The sequence below is a fragment of the Qipengyuania flavescens genome (assembly GCF_029688735.1).
Classification (GTDB): Bacteria; Pseudomonadota; Alphaproteobacteria; order Sphingomonadales; family Sphingomonadaceae; genus Qipengyuania.
The window spans coordinates 64,958-84,679 of record NZ_JARULD010000002.1 but is presented as its reverse complement, the minus strand read 5'-3'; the positions used below and the strand labels follow the sequence as shown (position 1 = coordinate 84,679).

18 protein-coding genes are annotated in these 19,722 nt (G+C 65.0%); 2 read left to right on the top strand and 16 right to left on the bottom strand.

The genetic code is table 11. From position 1 onward, the window contains the following. Positions 1–7: 7 nt before the first annotated feature. The 8 genes from P8R33_RS05570 to P8R33_RS05535 form a co-directional block, all read right to left on the bottom strand. The gene (locus tag P8R33_RS05570) at positions 8–1,138 is read right to left on the bottom strand and encodes a TraB/TrbI/VirB10 family type IV secretion system protein (RefSeq protein ID WP_278328009.1); all 1,131 of its coding nucleotides are present in this window, start codon (positions 1,136–1,138) and stop codon (positions 8–10) included. After that, on the bottom strand, positions 1,138–1,911 hold the full coding sequence (locus P8R33_RS05565) for a TrbG/VirB9 family P-type conjugative transfer protein (protein WP_278328008.1): 774 nt from the start codon (positions 1,909–1,911) through the stop codon (positions 1,138–1,140). The genes P8R33_RS05570 and P8R33_RS05565 overlap by 1 nt, the downstream gene beginning before the upstream one ends. Further along, entirely contained in the window at positions 1,911–3,080 is a 1,170-nt protein-coding gene (locus tag P8R33_RS05560) for a TrbL/VirB6 family protein (protein WP_278328007.1), read from the bottom strand. Before P8R33_RS05560 ends, P8R33_RS05565 begins: the two co-directional genes overlap by 1 nt. Beyond that, a complete protein-coding gene (locus P8R33_RS05555) occupies positions 3,077–5,515 on the bottom strand; it encodes a VirB4 family type IV secretion/conjugal transfer ATPase (RefSeq protein ID WP_278328006.1) in 2,439 nt (812 codons plus the stop codon). Before P8R33_RS05555 ends, P8R33_RS05560 begins: the two co-directional genes overlap by 4 nt. Beyond that, positions 5,505–5,789: a VirB3 family type IV secretion system protein gene (locus tag P8R33_RS05550; protein WP_278328005.1), complete on the bottom strand. Its 285-nt coding sequence runs from the start codon at positions 5,787–5,789 to the stop codon at positions 5,505–5,507. Before P8R33_RS05550 ends, P8R33_RS05555 begins: the two co-directional genes overlap by 11 nt. 2 nt (positions 5,790–5,791) lie before the next feature. Beyond that, positions 5,792–6,091: a TrbC/VirB2 family protein gene (locus tag P8R33_RS05545; protein ID WP_278328004.1), complete on the bottom strand. Its 300-nt coding sequence runs from the start codon at positions 6,089–6,091 to the stop codon at positions 5,792–5,794. Between the two features lie 6 nt (positions 6,092–6,097). Next, the gene (locus P8R33_RS05540; RefSeq protein ID WP_278328003.1) at positions 6,098–6,727 is read right to left on the bottom strand and encodes a lytic transglycosylase domain-containing protein; all 630 of its coding nucleotides are present in this window, start codon (positions 6,725–6,727) and stop codon (positions 6,098–6,100) included. A gap of 164 nt (positions 6,728–6,891) precedes the next feature. Next, positions 6,892–7,275: a hypothetical protein gene (locus P8R33_RS05535; protein ID WP_278328002.1), complete on the bottom strand. Its 384-nt coding sequence runs from the start codon at positions 7,273–7,275 to the stop codon at positions 6,892–6,894. Positions 7,276–7,518: 243 nt separating this feature from the next. Here P8R33_RS05535 and P8R33_RS05530 point away from each other — a divergent pair, with 243 nt between their 5' ends. Both P8R33_RS05530 and P8R33_RS05525 read left to right on the top strand, forming a co-directional pair. Further along, positions 7,519–9,090: a beta-helix domain-containing protein gene (locus P8R33_RS05530; protein ID WP_278328001.1), complete on the top strand. Its 1,572-nt coding sequence runs from the start codon at positions 7,519–7,521 to the stop codon at positions 9,088–9,090. 114 nt (positions 9,091–9,204) lie between these two features. Beyond that, positions 9,205–11,943 (top strand): TonB-dependent receptor domain-containing protein, encoded by a 2,739-nt coding sequence (locus P8R33_RS05525; RefSeq protein ID WP_278328000.1) that lies wholly within the window; start codon positions 9,205–9,207, stop codon positions 11,941–11,943. Positions 11,944–12,160: 217 nt separating this feature from the next. Here P8R33_RS05525 and P8R33_RS05520 read toward each other — a convergent pair whose 3' ends face one another. The 8 genes from P8R33_RS05520 to P8R33_RS05485 all read right to left on the bottom strand — a co-directional run bounded on the left by P8R33_RS05520 (position 12,161) and on the right by P8R33_RS05485 (position 19,679). Then, positions 12,161–12,445, bottom strand: coding sequence for a GIY-YIG nuclease family protein (locus tag P8R33_RS05520; protein ID WP_278327999.1), 285 nt, complete (start codon positions 12,443–12,445; stop codon positions 12,161–12,163). Between the two features lie 139 nt (positions 12,446–12,584). Continuing rightward, positions 12,585–13,259 (bottom strand): response regulator transcription factor, encoded by a 675-nt coding sequence (locus P8R33_RS05515; protein WP_278327998.1) that lies wholly within the window; start codon positions 13,257–13,259, stop codon positions 12,585–12,587. A gap of 104 nt (positions 13,260–13,363) precedes the next feature. After that, the gene (locus P8R33_RS05510; RefSeq protein ID WP_278327997.1) at positions 13,364–14,386 is read right to left on the bottom strand and encodes an aldo/keto reductase; all 1,023 of its coding nucleotides are present in this window, start codon (positions 14,384–14,386) and stop codon (positions 13,364–13,366) included. A gap of 224 nt (positions 14,387–14,610) precedes the next feature. Next, positions 14,611–15,348, bottom strand: coding sequence for an SDR family NAD(P)-dependent oxidoreductase (locus P8R33_RS05505; protein WP_278327996.1), 738 nt, complete (start codon positions 15,346–15,348; stop codon positions 14,611–14,613). Positions 15,349–15,358: 10 nt separating this feature from the next. Next, positions 15,359–16,501 (bottom strand): acyl-CoA dehydrogenase family protein, encoded by a 1,143-nt coding sequence (locus P8R33_RS05500; protein WP_278327995.1) that lies wholly within the window; start codon positions 16,499–16,501, stop codon positions 15,359–15,361. Between the two features lie 3 nt (positions 16,502–16,504). Then, the gene (locus tag P8R33_RS05495) at positions 16,505–17,482 is read right to left on the bottom strand and encodes an NAD(P)H-dependent flavin oxidoreductase (protein ID WP_278327994.1); all 978 of its coding nucleotides are present in this window, start codon (positions 17,480–17,482) and stop codon (positions 16,505–16,507) included. Positions 17,483–17,540: 58 nt separating this feature from the next. Beyond that, complete coding sequence (locus P8R33_RS05490) at positions 17,541–18,131, bottom strand: flavin reductase family protein (RefSeq protein ID WP_278327993.1); 591 nt, start codon at positions 18,129–18,131, stop codon at positions 17,541–17,543. A 39-nt stretch (positions 18,132–18,170) separates the two neighbouring features. Further along, complete coding sequence (locus tag P8R33_RS05485; RefSeq protein ID WP_278327992.1) at positions 18,171–19,679, bottom strand: tryptophan halogenase family protein; 1,509 nt, start codon at positions 19,677–19,679, stop codon at positions 18,171–18,173. Positions 19,680–19,722: the final 43 nt, after the last annotated feature.

Sequence of the window (19,722 nt, the reverse complement as noted above, 5' to 3'; positions counted from 1 at the left end):
CCCGTCCTCAGTTGACCGAGGAGAAATCGAGATCGCGGCTGGTGAAGATGCGGATCGGGGCACCGATGCCGACACGCACGGTCGGGCCGCGCTGGCCGTCCTGCTGCGCCGCCGTGGCTGCGGCGGACTGACTCGCTCCGCCGATCAGCACGCCGCCCGCTCCGCCGGTCGCCACCGTGCCGAGGCCGCCGACGACGCTCAGCAACATGGCCGAACCGAAGCGCTTGAAGAAACCGTTGCCGGACACCTTGCCCTGCAGGCCGGTCGTGCCGTCGAAACCGATTGCCGGCGAGGCCAGATTGACCGAGGCACCGTCCGGCCGGATCAGGCGCGTCCAGATCACGTAAGCGCGCTTCTGGCCGTTCTGTAAGCCCGACTGGTACTGACCGATCAGGCGCGAGGAACGCGGAACGAGGACGCGGGTCCCGTCGAAGCTGCGCACATCCTGACTGACCACGGCGCGCACGAAACCGGGCACATTGGTGTCGATCGCGGTTTCGAGCACGGCGGGGATCAGCGTTCCCTGCGTGACGGTGGTCGAAGGATTGGTCATCGCGCTGGCCCGAGCGGGCGCGCCGCCCACACCGCCGATGCGGCTGGCGAAGTCGGAGGCCGAATTACCGGTCGCCGCCTCACCTGCCCCGCCTTCTGCCGGAGCAGTCGGGTCGAGAACGGCGACGCCTGCGGGTGCGGCGCCTGCGTCGAACACCACGGTGGGGCTGGCGAAGCGGTTGGTCGCGGTCGCTGGATCGGGCGCGACGGAATAGACCGGCTGCGGAGCCGGTGCGGATTGCACTGGCGCGACAGGCGCGGCCACCGGCGTTACAGGAGTGACGGCTTCGGGCGGCACCGCTGGCACGACTTCGACCGGAGCCTGCTGACCGCCGACGCCTTCGGGTTCGGCTACGCGCGTGGCATTCATGCTCCACAGCGTCACGATGCCGAGGCCCGCCACGATCGCGATACCAGCGACCATGCCGAGCATGTCGGACTTGCCGGCAGGTCGCGCAACGGCCGGGTGGGCATTGCGCTGGGCAAGGTCGATGATCTCGGCGTCGATCTCGTCACGCGGATCGATGTCGTTGGCGATCGTTTCGCTGCCGATCGTCTTTTCGGGCAGGCGCATGGCGAGACGCATCAGCTATCTCCCTTCTGGGCAAGCGCGGCACTGCCGCGTGCGGAAACCGGTTGGGCCGGGCGTTCGGGCCCGGTGTTGATGAGCTCGGCGCGCTCTTCGCCCGAGCGCAGGATCAGCGTGCGCGGCACACCGTCGACGACGATCGTATCGCCGCGCACGGTGAAGTTGACTGGCCCCTCGACGCCCTTGGCGTTCTCGACCAGGATCGCCGGAACCTGCTTGCCCTGCGGCCAGGTCAGGAAGGTCGCGCTGCCATCGTCGAACGTATTCTCGGGCAACAATTCGGGATCGCCCGACGCGCTCCAGGCGAAGTTGAGGTCTGCCGGATCGACCACGGCGAAAGGATCGCTGGCCGCCTGCTGCTCGGTGGCATTCGCCTGCGCCAGCTGCGTCTCCTCCTCAGGCTCCTCCGGATAGTCGAAGCGCAGCACGTAGAGCGGCTTCGCATTGGGGCTGGCGACGAGGTCGAACAGATAGGTGCGCTTGCTGGTGATGACCGTGAGATTGGTCGAGGCGCGCGGAGCGAGCGGTTTGACGAACAGGATGTCGGCCCGCTTGTTGGGCGTGACCTGCCAGGCCTGCGAATCCCCGATGGCGACATTCTCGATCGTCTCGTCGTCGCCGAAGACGATGGAGGCTTGCACGGTGACCTTGCCGTCCACGCGAACGACCTTCGCCTCGTCGTAGAAGACCTCGACCAGACGCGAATCCTTCGCGGCAGCGGGCGCGGCCAGCACGGCCAGGGCAAGCGCGGGAATGAGCGCGCGGTTCATCAGCGTTTCTCCACGGAACGGTCGAGGGCCTTGGGCGGGGCGGGCTTGAAACGGCTGCCGATCCCCATCGCCCGGCTGGGCCCGGAATTGAGCGGTGCGACCTGACCATTGCCTGAAGCGGTCGCGAACACCTTAGTGGTGCGAGTGGTCGATGTGCCGCCCGCGTCATTTGCCGCGGCCGCCGTCGGCACGGCCGAAACATCGATGCGGCGCGCCTGCGAGCTGGCGGAATTCGCCGCCTGCGCCTGTGCGAGGGCGGGCGCCGGGGCGGCCTGCGGGGCGACGGAGGGAGCCGACGATCCCTTGTCCTGGCTGTCGGGCGTCATGCCGAACACGGTCCAGCCCGCCACCATCGCGCCGGCGACTTTCAGCACCAGCACCATCAGTGCGACATGCACGGTGCCAACCATGAAAAAGGCCATGGCCGCTTGCGGATCGACGCTGCCGGGCGTCGCCACCAGCGCGCCGAGCACGGGCACGGCGAGTTCGAGCATGATGCTGCCGCCGAGTACGGCGAACAGCGGCGTAAGCGCGCACAGCGTCAGGCCCTTGATCCAGCCCGTGAACAGCCCGCGCGTGCCATTGAACAGCGCCATCACCACGAAGATCGGACCGAGCGCGACCAGCACGCCGAGCGCGATCTTGGTCGTCACCAAAAGCCCGACCGTGCCGAGCATGAAGAGCATTGCGCCGAGCCACATCATGCCTTCGGGCGAAAAGGCCGAGAAGTCCTCGCCCCCGCCAGCGCTCGCCTCCTGAATGGCCATGAACACGACATCGATCTTCTGCGCGAAGACCTGCGTCGCGCTGCCCTGTGCGCCGGTCAGAATACCCGCGAGATAGTCGGGCGTACCGATCGCGAGGTTCCAGACGACGCTCTGGTAGGCGACCCAGCTGGTGGCGAAGGTCAGCACCAGGCCGAGCGTCATCATCCGCGGCACCAGGCTGCGCACGCCGATATTGGTGCGCCCGGTCAGCAGCGCAAAGCCGAAGATCGCGATGAACAGGGTGAGGACGATCGTCAGCGTCGTCGTGAGCGCGCCGCCCGATGCGAACAGCCGACCGAAGGCTGCCGCTGCTTTTTCGCCCGCGACGCAGTCCACGCCCTTCAGCGCGGCGGCGACACCGTTGCCGACCTGTTCGGCGGCCTGCTGGCAGTTCGCGCTCATTCCGCAGCCATGTCGAGATTGAGGTCGCCGTGCTCGGCGATGTCGTTCGCCCCGCCGGGCCATTTCGTGCCGGTCAGCGCCGGGAACCAGTCCGCCGGAGCATCGCCCATCGCTTCGCGCAACACGTCGAGGCGGCGTACCGAACTTTCGCGGCCCGAGAGGAGCGTCAGCACTTCCGGCGCGCCCGACAGGTCGAGCCGGACCACGACGCTGGCATCGGGCTGGCGCACGAGGAAGCAGCGGCTGTGGGCGGGAAGCGTGCGGATCAGCGCTAGCTCGTGCTCGGTCAGGCCGAAACCGTCGCAATAATCCTCGGGCCGCGCGCGGCTGTTCGGCATGAACACCATGGTCGCGGTCTGCTCGACCAATGCGATCGAAATGCGGCTTTCCAGCGCATCGCGCGCGCTCTGCGTCGCGAAACCGACCAGCGCGTTGCGCTTGCGCAACGTTTTCAGCCAATCGCGGATACGCGCGGCGAAGACTTCGTCGTCGAGGGCCTTCCAGCCTTCATCGATGAGGATCATGGTCGGCTTGCCGTCCAGCCGCTCCTCGATCCGGTGGAAGAGGTACATCATGGTCGGCGTGCGCAGCTTCGGATTCTCGAGCAGCGCGGTCATGTCGAAGCCGAGCACGCGGCTTGTCAGGTCAAGCTTGTCTTCCGCATTATCGAACATCCACGCATTCTCGCCCGATCCGATCCACGCGCCCAGCCGATCCGCCAGGTCGCCTGGCTGAGGACGGCGGCTGCCGGAGAGCAGCTCCTTGAAGTGGCGCAGACGGCGCAGCGAAGCGTCATTGGCATAGGCGGCATCCACCGCACCGGCGATGGTCTGCTCTTCTTCCGGCCCTTCGGCCTTGAGCAGCACGCCCAGCCAGTCACGCAGGAACGCCTTGTTGCCCGGCGTATCGGGCAGCGCGAGCGGATTGAAGCCGGTCGGCTCGCCTGCGCGGATGCTGTCGTAACGCCCGCCGATGCCGCGCACGAACAGCTCTGCCCCACGGTCCTTGTCGAACAAGATGGTGCGGGGGCTGAACTTCTGCGCCTGCGCCGCGAGGAAGTTCATCACCACGGTCTTGCCCGAACCGCTCGGCCCGATAACCGAGAAATTGCCGAGATCGCCGTGGTGGAAGTTGAAGAAAAACGGCGTCGCGCTGGTCGTCTCCAGCAGCGTCACCGCTTCGCCCCAGTGATTGCCCTCGGCCTGGCCCAGCGCGAAACCGTGGAGCGAACCGAAGCTGGCCATGTTGGCGCTGGAGATCAGCGCTCGGCGGACGAGGTAGCTTTCGTTGCCGGGGAACTGCCCCCAGAACGCAGGTTCGAGATTGGTGTCCTCACGCACGGCGATCGCACCGGTATCGGCAAGCGCAGCGGCGCAGGCGGCCATGGCATCGTCCAGGCGGCCGAGATTGCGTTCCTTGACCATAACGGTCAGGTGGTGGTCGCCGAACCCGACCGCGCCATTGCCCAGCGCATCGCGCGCGGCGAGCATGTCGGCGCGCTCGGCGGCAGCTTCCTCGTCGGCGCTCTTTAATCGGCGGATCGCCAGATCCATCCGTTCTCGCGCAGTCTGGCGCTCGGTCGGCGCATAGCTCTCGCTCACCACCATCTCGAACGGCAGGCGCAGCAGGCTGTCGAGCAGGCCGGGGCTGGTCGCTTCGGGATAGTCCTTCAGGCCGAGCATCGCGGCGAAATCGGGCGAGCCCGACCCGCGCATCTCCATTGCATCGAGACCGAAGCTGACCCGGCGATAGGGCAGCATATTGCCAATATCGACATCGTCGGCAGGCTTCCGGACGGGACGCATCTCGCCATTGTAGAGCGCGGACAGCAGCTCGAGGATTTCGGAATTGGTATTGCCGAGTGGGCCGACGTAATCGGTCAGCGGCGCCGCGCCATAGGTTTGCAACGCCGCGACCAGACCCTGCGAGGCGGCGCGCAAACTGCGCAGGTCCTTGGGATCGGCTTCCAGCTGCTCGCGCCCGGTGCGCTTGAATTTCTTTCCGACCCGCTCGACCAGTCCGGCCTTGCCGCGCGCCGGGCGACGGATGAGCGTGATGAACTGATCGTTCACGAACAGCTGCCCCGAGCCGAGCCGCTCGCGCCAGCGCTCGTCGATATGGCGGCTGATCGGGTCGGGGAACTGGGCCTCTAGATCGACCGATACTCGGCGGCGGATGACGTGATGATAGAGCACGAATCGCGCATCCAGCGTGGAGCGCAGCACCACTTCGCGCGTGGCGGCGTGTGCGTTGAGCGCTTCGCTATCCTCGGTCTCGAACAGCAGGCCGGGCACTTGGATCGCAGTCATCAGCGATCCGTCGCGCAGCAGCAACGTGCTTTCGTCGATCAGGCGCAGATAAGGCAGGCGATCCCCGGCGCGCGCTTCTTTCGCGCCCCAGGCAGCAGCGCCCTTCCACTTGTCCTTACGCGGCATAGGAGTTGCACCCCCAGTGCTTGTAATTCTTCACCCGCGGGCATTTCGAGACCTTGGTGATCCAAAGGTCGAAAATGCGCGGTTCGCGCAGGCAGGCGAAATAGCCGATGCCGTGCATCACGGCGAAGACGACCAGCGCGAGCCAGCTGCCGGTGATCAGGAACGCCTCGGTCGTCACCATCCCGTTGATGATGAAATAGTTATACGTCACGCCCGCAAACATTTGCGGCCGCGTAAGCGCACGGTGAACGGGATGGCGGACGAGGTTGGTCATGGCTAGGCCGCCACGCCCTGGATACCGGCCACGATCGAGGCCGCGCCGAACAGGATGAACACGCCGATGATGACTGTCGCGCCGAAGCGCCAGTTGAGACGTCCGGTCAGCATCATGAAGCCGACTGCGGCAACCGCCATGACGGCGACGGCAGTCGCGACATTGCCGAGCAAAGTACCCTGCAGCCAGCCGAGAGCGGCGACGATCGGGCCGGACCCGGCAGGATCTGCCGCCTGCGCGAACGCAGCGCTGGGGGTTGCAAGCAGGGCCAGTGCGGCCGGAATCGAGAACCTGGACTTCAAGTGAATTTACTCCCGTGAATGGCTGGCGAGGCGACCCATGATCGCTGCCACGTAAAGCTGCGTTTCGCGGATGCGCGGGATCCCGCCTGCGCGCTCCACCCGCCCGGGCCCGGCATTATAGGCCGCGAGCGCTTTTTCGATATCGCCATCGAACCGGTCGAGTTGCTCGCGCAAGTATCGCGCACCGCCTTCCAGATTGGCGAAGGGATCGTTCGGATCGACGCCAAGATCGCGGGCCGTCCCCGGCATCAGCTGGGCGAGACCACGTGCGCCGACAGGCGACACGGCGTTCGCGCGCCAGCGGCTCTCCTGCCACACCATTGCTTCGATCAACGCCGGGCTGAGATCGTAACGCGCGGACAGCTCGGCGACTTTCGCCTGATAGGTGACCGGCACGAGCGCGCCCGGTGCATTCGGATCGGCAACGGCGATGTCGGGAACGTAAACGTCGGCCGGCACCTCGCCCATGGGCTCGAAATCGGCATGCGGAATGGAGGCAGCAGCAGGCGCGGCGCTTCCGCCGGCTACCCAGCGTGCTCCGTCCGCATCAATCTCCATGACATCCGCCTTCGCAGGGAAGGCAGCCAGCGCCGCACAGGTCAGACCCATACCGAGCGCCAGGCGTGCTAGAATCATTGCACCCTCCGTCCGGTCCCACTGGCCACTCTACATGACAAGCGGGTGACAGGAAGCTGAATGTAGACGGTTTCCGTCGCAAACGGGCAACAGTAGGGCACAAAAAAGCCCGCCCTCCCCTCGGAGCGCGGGCTTGAAGACCGCCATCGGCGGCAAAAAGCGCGTTAACGCATCGACATCGCATAGTAGCGAGCAAAATCGCCACGGTCTAGTGCCGCAAGGGCCCGCCGGGCAAGCCTGCGCGAATCTACCCATTGGCCGTCCGCGGTTTCAAGTTCGACGCTCGAGTCGGCCTCGGCCGCAGCTTCGAAATCGGCACGGGCGTCATCGAACTGGCCGATCCGCGCCAATGCGACACCGTGATTGATCAGACGCGCCGGATCGTCCGCTTCCAGCTCGTCACAGGCTTCGATCGCCTCGACAGCGGCACGGTCGCGGCCAGCAACCAGCTCTTCGTAACCGACGTCGAAACTTGTCTCGGGCGCTTCGACGACGGCAGGCGCGCCTTGCGCCAGCAGGGCCAGAACGAATGAGGTGGCAAGGGCCATGGCATTTCTCCCAATCTGTTGTTGAGACCGAAATACCGCTCGAAGCTCACGGCTGCAACAAAACTGCAACATTGTCACATTTCTGAAATGCAGCGCATCGGCCAATGACCTGTTGATACTGCAACACAACGGTCACGAACTGACACAAACTGTCACGAACCCCTCCTAGCTGGCGAGTCGCGATCAACGAAATCGCATTCGATATTCTTCCGATTCTTCCGGTTTTTGAGGGGACCGTTACCCGTGACAAATCTTCATCGCTCGCTCGTACTCGGCTGTAGCGCAGTGGCCCTTGCCAGCTGCGGCGCCGACGAAATCGTTTCGCCCGGCACCGGCGGCAACATCACGATCAACAATCCGTCTGCGCCGGCACCTTCGCCGACCCCGACGCCGACTCCGACCTCCTCGCTTGTCGAGGCTGCTGCGGGATGCCCGACCATCTCCGATCCTACCGGCCTAACCGACAGCGGCACGATCTCCGGCCCGACTGGCGAATATCGCGTCTGCACCATGCCGGCACGCTTCACCGCTAGCTCGACCCTCCCCTACATCGAAGGGCTGCTCTATCGCATGGATGGTCGGGTAGACGTCGGCGAGGACGGCGGACCGACCGATACCGGTGCCGATACCGACGTCGAACTGACCATCGAGCCGGGCGTCATCGTCTACGCATCGGGATCGAGCTTCCTGAACGTGAACCGCGGCAATACCATTCAGGCCAACGGCACGGCCGAACGCCCGATCATTTTCACCAGCCGGGACAATGTGCAGGGCCTCAACACCAACAATTCTTCGGGCCAGTGGGGCGGCGTCGTCCTGTCGGGCCGCGCACCGGTCACCGACTGCATCGCACCGGGCGCAACCCCCGGTACCACTGCCTGCGAGCGCCAGGTCGAAGGCGCAGCCCAGCCCGCGCTGTTCGGTGGCGCGACCGGCACCGACAGCTCGGGCAGCATGAAGTTCGTCCAGATCCGCTACTCGGGCTTCGTCCTGTCGGGAGACAACGAGCTCCAGTCGCTGACGACCGGCGGCGTCGGCCGGAACACGGTTCTCGAAAACATCATGAGCTTCAACAGCTCGGATGACGGCGTCGAATTCTTCGGCGGCCGCGTGAACGTGAAGCGCCTGATCGTGGTGGGTGCGGAAGACGACAGCATCGATACCGACACCGGCGTGAAGGCCAACATGCAGTTCGTCATCGCCATCCAGCGTGCCGGCGCCGGCGATACGATCATCGAAGCCGATTCCACCAACGGCCTCGAAGAGCAGACTCCGCGTCAGAACACGCAAATCTCGAACGCCACCTTCATTCACAATGGCGGCACACAGGACCAGGCCATCCGCATCCGCGGCTTCGCCGACTATGCGATCGTGAACTCGATCCTGGTCGACCGGACGGGCGGCACGCCCTGCCTGCGCATCGACGGCACCGAAACGCTCAGCCGCACCAGCGGCGCGGACGAAGCAGGCCCGGTTCGCTTCGAGAGCTTCGTGCTCGATTGCGCGGTCGACTTCCGTGACAGCTCCGGCGGCGTAACGGCAACGGATATCCAGAACCGCTTCGAGGCCGGTTCGAACAACACTGCGAACTTTACCAACACGCTGACGATGAGCTTCCTCAACGGCTCGAACGAAAGCGGCGTGCCGGTGTTCGATCCGACCGCCTTGTCGAGCTTCTTCACCGTCCCCGACGAAATCGGCGCGGTCTACGCATCGAATGCGGACTGGGTGAACGGCTGGACCTGCAACTCCGCCACGGTGACGTTCGACAGCGACGTGTCGGCCTGCACCAGCCTGCCGGTCTACGACTCGTAAGCGTATCTGCTCGCGGGGGCGCGCAAAGCCGCGTCCCCGCGGGTTTTTCCATTTCCGGACGCCTCGCGGCTCCGTCACGAAATCTCAGGCCTGATCATGAGGGGGTCTCGAACCATGTCGACCGGCAAGCAGCTCGCTTCGCTGCTCCTGCTCACCACCGCGCTGTGCGTACCCGGCGCAGCCTTCGCGCAAAGCACCGGCGCAGAGGGCGTCCCCGCAGAAGAGGATCCCGCAACCGACGCGCTGCAGGCGGAGCAGGTGGAGGGTGTCGACGACACCCCGCAGGAAGAGCAATACGAGGAACCCGAAGTCTCCGTCCCCGGCGGCGCCATCGTCGTCACCGGGCGCAGGCGCGAAGACATCGGTCGCGCTTCGTCGCAGGTCGTCTCCGTCCTCGACACGGCCAGCATCGCGCGGACCGGCGAAGGCGATATCGCCGGCGCGCTGACTCGCGTCACCGGCCTGTCCACCGTCGGCAACGGCCTCGTCTTCGTGCGCGGCCTCGGCGACCGCTATTCGCTCGCCCTGCTGAACGGGCTCCCACTGCCCTCCCCGCAGCCGCTCAGCCGCGTGGTCCCGCTCGACATCTTCCCGACCAGCGTGGTCGCCTCCAGCCTCGTGCAGAAGACCTACTCGGCCAACTATCCGGGCGAGTTCGGCGGCGGGGTGATCAATTTGACCACCCGCGCCATCCCGCAGGAAAGCTTCGTCAAGATCAGCGGCGGCATCAGCGGCGACACCGAAACCACCGGAGGCGTCGGCTACACGTATTTCGGCTCCAGCTACGACTGGTTCGGCTTCGACGACGGGCGGCGCACCATTCGCCCGCAACTGCAGAGCTATCTCGACAGCGGGCGGCCGATCAACGATCCCGAAGTCGACCAGGAAGCGATCCTGCTCGAACTCGGCGATCCCAACCTTATCCTGCTGCAGAGCAATAGCGGCCTGCCGGTCAATTTCTCGACCGGGGTCACTGCCGGGACCAGCTTCGACGTTTTTGGCGATGGCCAGTTCGGCGTGATCGCCACCGCTTCGATCAGCAACAAATGGCGCAACCGCTTCATCACCCAGCAGACTGCGCTGGGCGAGGATCTCGACCTCGACAGCGACGGCCGCGAGTTCGTCACCGACAACCGCGTGCTGGTGAACGGCCTGCTCGGCTTCGGCCTCGAAGTCGGCGAGCATCGCTTCCGCTTCACCAATCTCTTCATCCGCGACTCGCTCAAGCGCGCTTCCCTGTCGGAAACCTTCGACTTCCAGAGCGACGACACCGACCAGGTTCAGAACACCTCGTGGTTCGAACGCCAGTTGTTCGACACGCAGTTCACCGGCGAGCTCGACTTCGGCGACCTCAATGTCGATCTGCGCGCAGGCTATGCCCAGACCCAGCGTGAAGCGCCGTACGAATGGACCTTCACCTATACGCGGACCGACAATCCGAACGATCCGCTCGGCGGCCTCTTCCTCAACACGCTCGACGGGCAGCGCGGCAGCGCGATCGTCGCCTTCTCGGACCTGACCGAGGATCTCTATTACGGCGGTCTCGACGTCAGCTATCAGGTGACCGACTGGCTCGGCGTGACGGTGGGCGGGGCCTATACCGACACCCAGCGCCTGTCCTCCCGCCGCGAGTTCGACTTGCGCGCACAGGGCGATTTCCCCGACGTGTTCGGCGCCTTCCGGCCCGACGCGCTATTGGGCGACTCGCTGATCGAATTCGGTTTCGACCGCGAGGCGCAACAGGCAGCCGGCATCGGCCCGTTCGGCTTCACCATCTTTGACACCACCGGCTCCGACCCGGCCTTCGAAGCGGGGCTCGAGATCAAGGCTGGCTACATACAGAGCCGCATCCAGCCGATGGAAGCGATCTCGCTCGATATCGGCGTGCGGTATGAAGACGCGGTTCAGGAAGTCATCCCGCTCGGCCTCAACGGAACGCCCAGCGGCTCGGCCAATGCCTCGCTGCTGAACAATGACTATTTCCTCCCGGCCGGCACGCTGACCTGGGAGATCAACGACAATCTGCAGGCGCGCTTCAACGCGTCGAAGACCATCGCCCGCCCGCAGTTCCGCGAGCTCATTTTCCAGACGTATTTCGATCCGGAAACCAACCGCCAGTTCAACGGCAACCCGCAGCTGGTCGACAGCGAGCTGACCAATTACGAGGCGCGTCTCGAATATTACTGGGGCTCGCAGAGCCGCGTCAGCCTGGCGGGCTTCTACAAGGATATCGAACGCCCGATCGAGGTGTTCTCCAGCTTCTCCGACAACGAGCGGATCAGCGGCTTCGCCAATGCGCCCGCCGCTACGCTCTACGGCGCGGAGTTCGAGCTGCAGTGGAACAAGGATCTCTACACGCTCGGCGGCGAATGGTGGGAAAGCAAGCGGCTGGTGGCGATTGCCAACTATACCTACACCCAGTCCGAACTGCAGGTGACCGATAGCGACATCGCGCAGGTCTTCCCCTCCGCGCCGCAGCCGGCGACCAACTTCTTCCGCGACGGCGTGCCGCTGACCGGGCAGAGCGACCATCTGGTCAATCTCCAGCTCGGCCTCGAGGACCTCGACCGGCTGAGCCAGGCGACGATCCTGCTGAGCTATGCCAGCGAACGCGTCACCAGCCGCGGGACCAGCAATTTGCCCGACATCATCGAAGACCCGGGCCTGCGCCTCGACTTCGTGGTGCGCCAGGGCTTCGAACTCGGCGGGGCCGACATGGAACTCAAGCTCGAAGCGCGGAACCTCACGGGCCGCGACTACGAGGAATTCCAGACCAACGGCGACACCCGCATCGACATCAACAGCTACGATGTCGGCACCAGTTTCAGCGTCTCACTCTCCGCTGAATTCTAAGGCTTACCTGAGCCTTCTTCCTGAAAGGGCCGTCCGCGAGGGCGGCCCTTTTTATTGAGCGAAACGAGTTTGGCGCGATCTGCGTTCTGCGCCTCAAGACGCAGTCTCCCTCCACGCTCAATAAATGGTCTGCCAACCTGATCTAGAAATTAGCCGACCAACCCCGCTCAGCCTGAGCTTGTCGAAGGCCACGCGCTCTCGTCTGCTGCACGTGCCACTACTTTTGCCTGTTCCGGGCAAGCGTTGAAATCCTTTGCCAGTCACCGGCAATAAGCGCTTGCTTCTTTGCTCTGCTCCAGCCCTTGATCTGTCGCTCCGCATCAAAGGCTTCGTCGCGCGTGGGGAAGTCCTGCGACCATTGGAGCGACACAGGTAGCCGGCCAGCCGTGTATCCGCCCAGCGCCCCGGACTGATGCTGCGCCAAGCGGTATTCCAAGTCTTCAGTATGACCGACGTAATAGCTGCCGTCATTGCAGCGCAGCAGATAGGTGAAGAATGCCACGCCCTGTCTCTAGCGTGGGCGCGTGGCCTTCGACAAGCTCAGGCTGAGCGGTGTTAAGATGGGCTGAAGCGGGGCCAGTGGTCGCGTCCCCCTTTGGTCGCTGAGGCCAATCTGCGTTTGTCTGACGTCTCAACCGCCCTTACCGCGAATCGTAAACATACCCCAGCGACCGTACAGTCCTCACTCGCTCCCCTGCCCCGGCGGCACGGAGGGCCTTGCGGAGGCGGCCGATCCAGACGTCGACGGTGCGCTCGTCGATCGGCGGTTCCTGCTTGCCGAGCGCCTCGATCAGGTCGGCGCGGGTGAGCACGCGGTCGGGGTTCTGGGCGAAGAAGCGCAGCAGGCGGAATTCGTTGGGTCGTAGATCGAGCGGCTCGCCCGCCCAGCGGGCCTGCAAGGCAGCTGCATCGATGGTCAGCTCGCCCAATTCCAGCCGCTCGGCAATGCCCGGCTGGCCGCAGCCCGCCTGCAGTGCCATCACCCGGTCGAGCACCAGTGTGCGGTCGAGCGGGCCGACCATGTAATCGTCCGCCCCCGCCTTCAGCGCGCGGCGCTTGTCCGCCGCGTCGTCCTCTTCCAGCACGATGGTGATGTGCGCATCCTCGGTGCGCGGATCGGCGCGGAGGCGGCGGCACATCTCGAGGCCGGACAGATCGTCCATTACCCAGTCGACGAAGGCGCACACCGGACCCTCGACCACGCGGTGCGGCCCGTCGGGATAGAGGCTGCCGAAGGCATAGCGGGTCTCGCCATGCATGAAGTCTTCGAGAGTTTCGCCCAACCGGCCGGTCAGGAAGATATTGATAGCTTGCACGCGGTTTTCGTCCCACCCTGTCGGGCAAGCGATGGCGCGGGCATGTGACGCGATTGTGACCGTCGGCGCGGCGACTGTAACACTTTGCGCGCAGGCAGTTTTGCTCAGCCGCCCTTCAGCGTCAGCGACCAGTTTTGCGGCGCAGTAGACGCCACGCCGACCGGCATTTTCGGCACATAGGGCTCCTCCAGCCGCGCGACCTCGTCCTCGGTCAGGTCGAGCGTCATCGCCTCGACAGCAGCGGCGATATGCCCGTCCTTCGTCGCACCGATGATCGGGGCCGTGACCCCCTTGGCGAAGTGCCATGCCAGCGCCACCGTCGCCCGCGACGTCCCGCGCGCCTCGGCGATCTCGCCAACCGTTTCGACGATCTTGCGATCCGCTTCTGGCGTCTGGGTATAGAGCATCTTGCCGAAACCGTCGGTCTCGCTGCGCACGGTGCTTTTGTCCCAGGCACGGGCGAGCTTGCCGCGCGCCAGCGGGCTCCACGGGATCAAGCTCACGCCCTGGTCGCGGCACAGCGGGATCATCTCGCGCTCTTCCTCGCGGTAAAGCAGGTTCACGTGATTCTGCATCGAGATGAAGCGCGTCCAGCCATTGGCGCGCGCCACTTCCTGCGCCTTGGCGAATTGCCACGCGGCCATGGAGGATGCGCCGATATAGCGCGCCTTGCCCGCCTTCACGATGTCGTGCAGCGCCTCCATCGTTTCCTCGATCGGCGTGTGATCGTCCCAGCGGTGGATCTGAAACAGGTCGACATAGTCCATGTTTAGCCGCGCGAGGCTGTCGTCGATCGCCTGCATCAGGCTCTTGCGCGACAAGCCGCCGGCATTGGGCGCCTGCCGCCACGGCAGGAATGCCTTGGTCGCCAGCACGATCTCGTCGCGCTTGGCGAATTCGGGCAGCAGCTTGCCGACAACCTCCTCCGATGCGCCCATCGAATACATGTTCGCCGTGTCGAAGAAGTTGATCCCCGCCTCCACCGCCTCGCGGATGAAGGGGCGGCTTGCGTCCTCGCTCAGCACCCAGTCGCCGTGCCAGCCCCTGCTGGTGTCGCCATAGCTCATGCAGCCGAGGCACAGGCGCGACACCTTGAGGCCGCTCGGGCCGAGATTGACGTACTCCATGGATCGATCCTTTTTCAGCTGCGGCTGCTTCCTGCCCGGCGGGGCGACAAAGGCGACAGTGTGTCGCCCGTCTCTCAATCATCTAAACTTCTAATTTCACGGCATTATCCCGAAAACTGGCCGGGCGACACCCTGCGATATAGCCCCCCCCCGGAACCCGCGATCGGGACAGGAAGGTATCCGTCGCAGATCGACGCCGAGTAGGAAAGACCGGCAGCCCGCGCTCAGGCCAGCGTCATGCCGCCATCGACGCGGATGGTCTGGCCGACGACGTAATCGGCCAATGGCGAGGCCAGGAACAGCGCCGCGCCCGCCATGTCCGCAGGCGTGCCCATGCGGCCTGCGGGGATGCGCGCGATGGCCCCGGCGGTGCGCTGCTCATTGTCGGTCGTCACCTTGGTGAGCTTGGTCGGGACCAGCCCCGGCGCAATGCCGTTCACGCGGATGCCCTCGCCCGCCCAGGCCTGCGCGAGGCTGCCGACGAGGCTCACCGCGCCGGCCTTGCTGGCGGCATAGGCCGGATTGCCGATCATCGCGTGGAAGGCACCGACCGAGCTGACCACGATCAGCGAGCCGCCGCCATCGACCAGTTTCTCCCGCACCGCGCGGGCGCAGTCCATCAGCGAGTCGAGATTGACGGCCATTACCGCGTCCCACCCCTCGCGCTCGAACTCCTCGCGGCGGTAGCGCGCGATACCCTGGCACAGGACGACCACATCGAGCCGCTCGGGCAGGTCGAACTTCGCCACAGCTTGGCGGTCCGACACGTCGAGCGAGCCGAAGTGCAGGCCGGTCAGGTCGCTCCCTTCCTCTGCGGAATAGTCGTCCGCAGAGCCGCGTGTCCCGGTGACATGCACCGTCGCTCCGCGCTCGCGGAAGCCATGGGCGATGCCGTTGCCGATCCCGCTCGTGCCTCCGATCACGAGAACGGTCTGGCCGGAATAGTCGAGCGGATCGGTCATGCGGGCCTCCTCAGATCGAGCGCGAGATCACTTCCTTCATGATCTCGTTCGTGCCGCCGAAAATGCGGGTGACGCGGGCGTCGCGCCACAGGCGGGCGATGGCGTATTCGTTCATGTAGCCCGCCCCGCCGTGCAGCTGGAGTGCGGCATCGCTGACTTCCCACTGCAGATCGGTATGCCACAGCTTGGCGGCGCTGGCTTCGTCGGTGGTGAGCTCGCCCGCAAGGTGCTTCTTAATCGCCCAGTCGAGATGCGCCCAGCCGACCTGCAGCTTGGCCTTCAGATCGGCCAGCGTGAACTTGGTGTTCTGGAATTCGAACACGGTCTTGCCGAAGGCCTTGCGGTCCTTGGTGAACTTCACCGCTTCGTCGAACGCGCGCTGCGCGCCGGCCTGAGCGCCCACCGCGATGCCGAGGCGTTCCTGTGGCAGCTCCTCCATCAGGTGGATGAAGCCACGTCCTTCCCCGCCGAGCAGGTTCTCGGCCGGAACGCGGCAATCGTGGAAGAACAGTTCCGATGTGTCGGCCGAATGCTGGCCGATCTTGTCGAGATTGCGCCCGCGCTCGAAGCCCGGCGTATCGGCATCGACCAGCACCAGGCTGGTGCCCTTCGCGCCCTGGGTGGGGTCGGTCTTGGCGACCACGATAACGCAATCGGCGTTCTGGCCATTGGTGATATAGGTCTTGGACCCGTTGACGATGAGGTGATCACCATCGCGCGCGGCGGTGGTGCGGATGCCCTGCAGATCGCTGCCCGCCCCCGGCTCGGTCATGGCGATGGCGGTGATGATGTCGCCCGTTACCATGCCCGGCAGGTATTTGTGGCGCTGTTCCTCGGTCCCAAGGCGCTCGAAATAATTCGCCGTGATGTCGTTCTGCAGCGTGAATCCGGCGGATGAGCCGAGATAGCTCAACTCCTCGGTGATCACGCAGTTGAAGCCGAAATCGAGACCGAGGCCGCCGTTCTCTTCCTTGACCGTGGGGCAAAGCATCCCGGCATCGCCCAGCGCTTTCCACGCTTCGCGCCCGACGATGCCCTCTTCCTCGTGGCGGTCGAGATGCGGCGTCATGTGTTCGGCGAAGACCTTGCGGACGGTATCACGGAAGGCTTCGTGATCTTCGTTATAGGCGGTGCGATAGCTGGTATCGAGCATGGTTCAGGCTCCCTGGAAGCGTGCGAGGCGCTGGGTGATGATTTCCTCCGCTTCGGCCATGATGCGGTCGATCAGTTCCTTGCAGGTCGGAATGTCGTCGATCAGCCCGGCGACCATGCCGCAGGACCAGGCGCCTGCATCCATATCGCCTTCGGTCATGATCCGCGGATAGACGCCCGCGACCTGTTCGATGATGTCCTCGAACTTGAGGTCCGCACCCTTCTCCTTCTCGATCTGGAGCAGTTCCTCGACCGCGTCATTGGTCATTACGCGCTCGGTATTGCGCAGCGGACGCATGACGAGGCGGGTGTCGAGCTCGCTCGCCGCGACGATCGCTTTCTTCACGTTCTCGTGCACCGGTGCTTCCTTGGTAGCGATGAAGCGCGTGCCCATGTTCATGCCTTCCGCGCCCATGGCGAGGCTGGCGACGAGGCTGCGGCCGTCGGCCATGCCGCCGCTGGCGACGAAGGGGATTTCCAGCTCGTCCGCCGCGCGGGGCAGCAGGATCATGTTGGGGATGTCGTCCTCGCCCGGGTGGCCGCCGCATTCGAAGCCGTCGACCGATACCGCATCGCAGCCGATCGACTGGGCCTTGAGGCTGTGGCGCACGCTGGTGCATTTGTGGATCACCTTGACCCCGGCGTCCTTGAAGAACGGCAGCACCTGTGCGGGATTGTTGCCTGCAGTCTCGACTGCCTTCACCCCGCCGTCGATGATCGCCTTGACGAGGCCCGGATAGTCGGGCGCGTTGACGGTCGGCAGGAAGGTGAGGTTCACGCCGAAGGGCTTGTCGGTCATGTCCTTGCATTTGGCGATCTCGTCGGCGAGCTTCTCGGGCGTGCCGAGCGTCAAGCCGGTGATGATGCCGAGGCCACCCGCATTGGACACCGCCGCGGCCATTTCCGCAAAGCCGACATAGTGCATGCCGCCCTGGATGATCGGATGCTCGATGCCGAAGAGTTCGGTGATGCGGGTTTTCATGAAGCTGCCTCTCTCACAGTTGCTTTTCGCAACCGGTATCGGGCGAGAGGCGGAGAGTCTAGCGCTTCGCGAGGCTCTGGAGCGCAGCCAGCAATTCGGCACCGCTCGCCGTAAGGGAAAGCTCTTCGCCTACCCGTTCGGCCAGCCCCTCGCGCTCGAGGTTCTCCCCCGACAGGCGGCGCTGCACGCGGCCGTAGCTGCCGCCATGATAGATCAGCGGTTCCGCATCGCGCCGGTCGAAATCGACCACTTCGCCAAGAAAGATGGCGTGGTCCCCGCCTTCGTATTCGAACCGCGCGCGGCAGCCGAAGCGGGCCGCGCAACCCTCGATCAAGGGCGCGCCTTCCGGGCCGTCGGTGGCAGTTAGCCCGGCAAATTTGTCTTCGCCAGGCCGCGCAAAGCGATCGGACATGTCCTGCTGGTCCGCGGCCAATACATGCACCGCCCAGTTCTCCGCATCGCGAAAGACCGGCAGCGTGCGCGATTGCAGCGAGAGGCTCCACAGGACCATCGGCGGATCGAGGCTAACGGAGTTGAAGCTGTTGGCGGTGAGCCCGAACGGCTGCCCCTGCTCGTCGCGCGCGGTGACGATCGTGACGCCGGTCACGAAGGTCCCCAGAGCGTCGCGGAAGGCGTGGGCGTCGAACATCGCCGTCCAGCTAGGGCCGCAGGACCGGAAGGGCAAGGCTCAGGCGGGCGCGGGGCAATAGCGGGCGAGATAATCGCCATGCGCAGGCAGGCGTTCGACCAGCCAGCGGATCGACTGTTCGATCCCGTCCACCTCGCCGCCCATCACGTCCGGACCGACGCTGTCGGCCATGGCATTGCGGCTGCCGGGCATGACCCCCTGCCCCATCATCACCGCCGCCCAGCTGGTTTCCGTGAACAGCTCGTCGTCCTCGCGGAATATCTGACCGTTGGACCGGAACAGCTCGACTTTCTCGGTCAGCGTGTCGGGCACGTCCATCGTGCGGCAGTAGTTCCAGAACTCGGAATCGTCGCGCTCGGTGGCGTTGTAATGCAGGATCAGGAAGTCGCGGATCCGCTCGAACTCCTTGCCGGTCAGGCGATTGAAGGCTTCGCGCTGCGTGTGGGTGATCCCGTCGAACGACAGTATCGCGATGAGCTTGGTGATGGCGGTGTTGATGAGGTGGATGCTGGTCGATTCGAGCGGCTCCATGAACCCGCCCGACAAGCCGACCGACACGACGTTGCGTTTCCAGAACTTCTTGCGCCGCCCGGTGGTGAAGCGCAGGAAATTCGGGTCCGCAGTGGGCTTGCCCGCGAGGTTCTTCACGAGGATATCGTGCGCCTCGTCGTCGGACATATAGCGGCTGCAATAGACATGGCCGTTGCCGTTGCGATGCTGCAGCGGGACTTGCCATTGCCAGCCCGCTGCATGGGCCGTCGCGCGGGTGAACGGCGGTGGCCCGCTACCGTCGTCGCGATTGCAGGGCAAGGCTACCGCGCGGTCGCAGGGGAGCCAATGGGTCCAGTCCTCATAGCCGGTTTCCAGTGCCTGTTCGATCAGCAGCCCGCGAAAACCGGAGCAGTCGATGAACAGGTCGCCTTCGATCCGCTCGCCGCTCTGCAGCGTGATCGCCGCGACATCGCCGCTCTCGCCGTCGAGCGCGACATCGTCGACACGCCCTTCCTGCCGCACCACGCCACGCGTTTCGGCATAGCGCCGCAAGAACTGCGCATAGCGTCCGGCATCGATGTGATAGGCATAGTTCATCGGCGGCAGGTCCTGCCCGCGCTGGTAGTCTTCCTGCCTCGCGAACTTGCCGAAATGCGCCGCCATGGTCTCGAGGTTGAAAACCTGGATCGGGCGCTTGTCTCCTCCAGCCTTCAGCCGGTGCCAGACATGGTGGAAGGCGACGCCGTCGATCTCGTAACCGTAATTGCCGAAAGGGTGCAGGTAACTATCGCCCTGGCGACCCCAGTTGGTGAACTGGATGCCCAGCTTGAAGGTCGCCTGGCAGGCCGCCATCATTTCCCGCTCGTCGATCTGCAGCGCCTGGTTGAAACCGACGAAGGGCGGGATGGTCGCCTCGCCCACCCCCACCGTGCCGATCGCTTCCGATTCGACCAGCGTGATGCGCAGCTCGCGCGCGGCCTTCAGGCGCGAAAGCGCTGCTGCCGCCATCCACCCGGCAGTGCCGCCGCCGACGATTACGAGATGTTCGATTGCCATGTCCCGTCCCATGCCAGTTTGCGCAAGCTGTTGCTAGTATGCC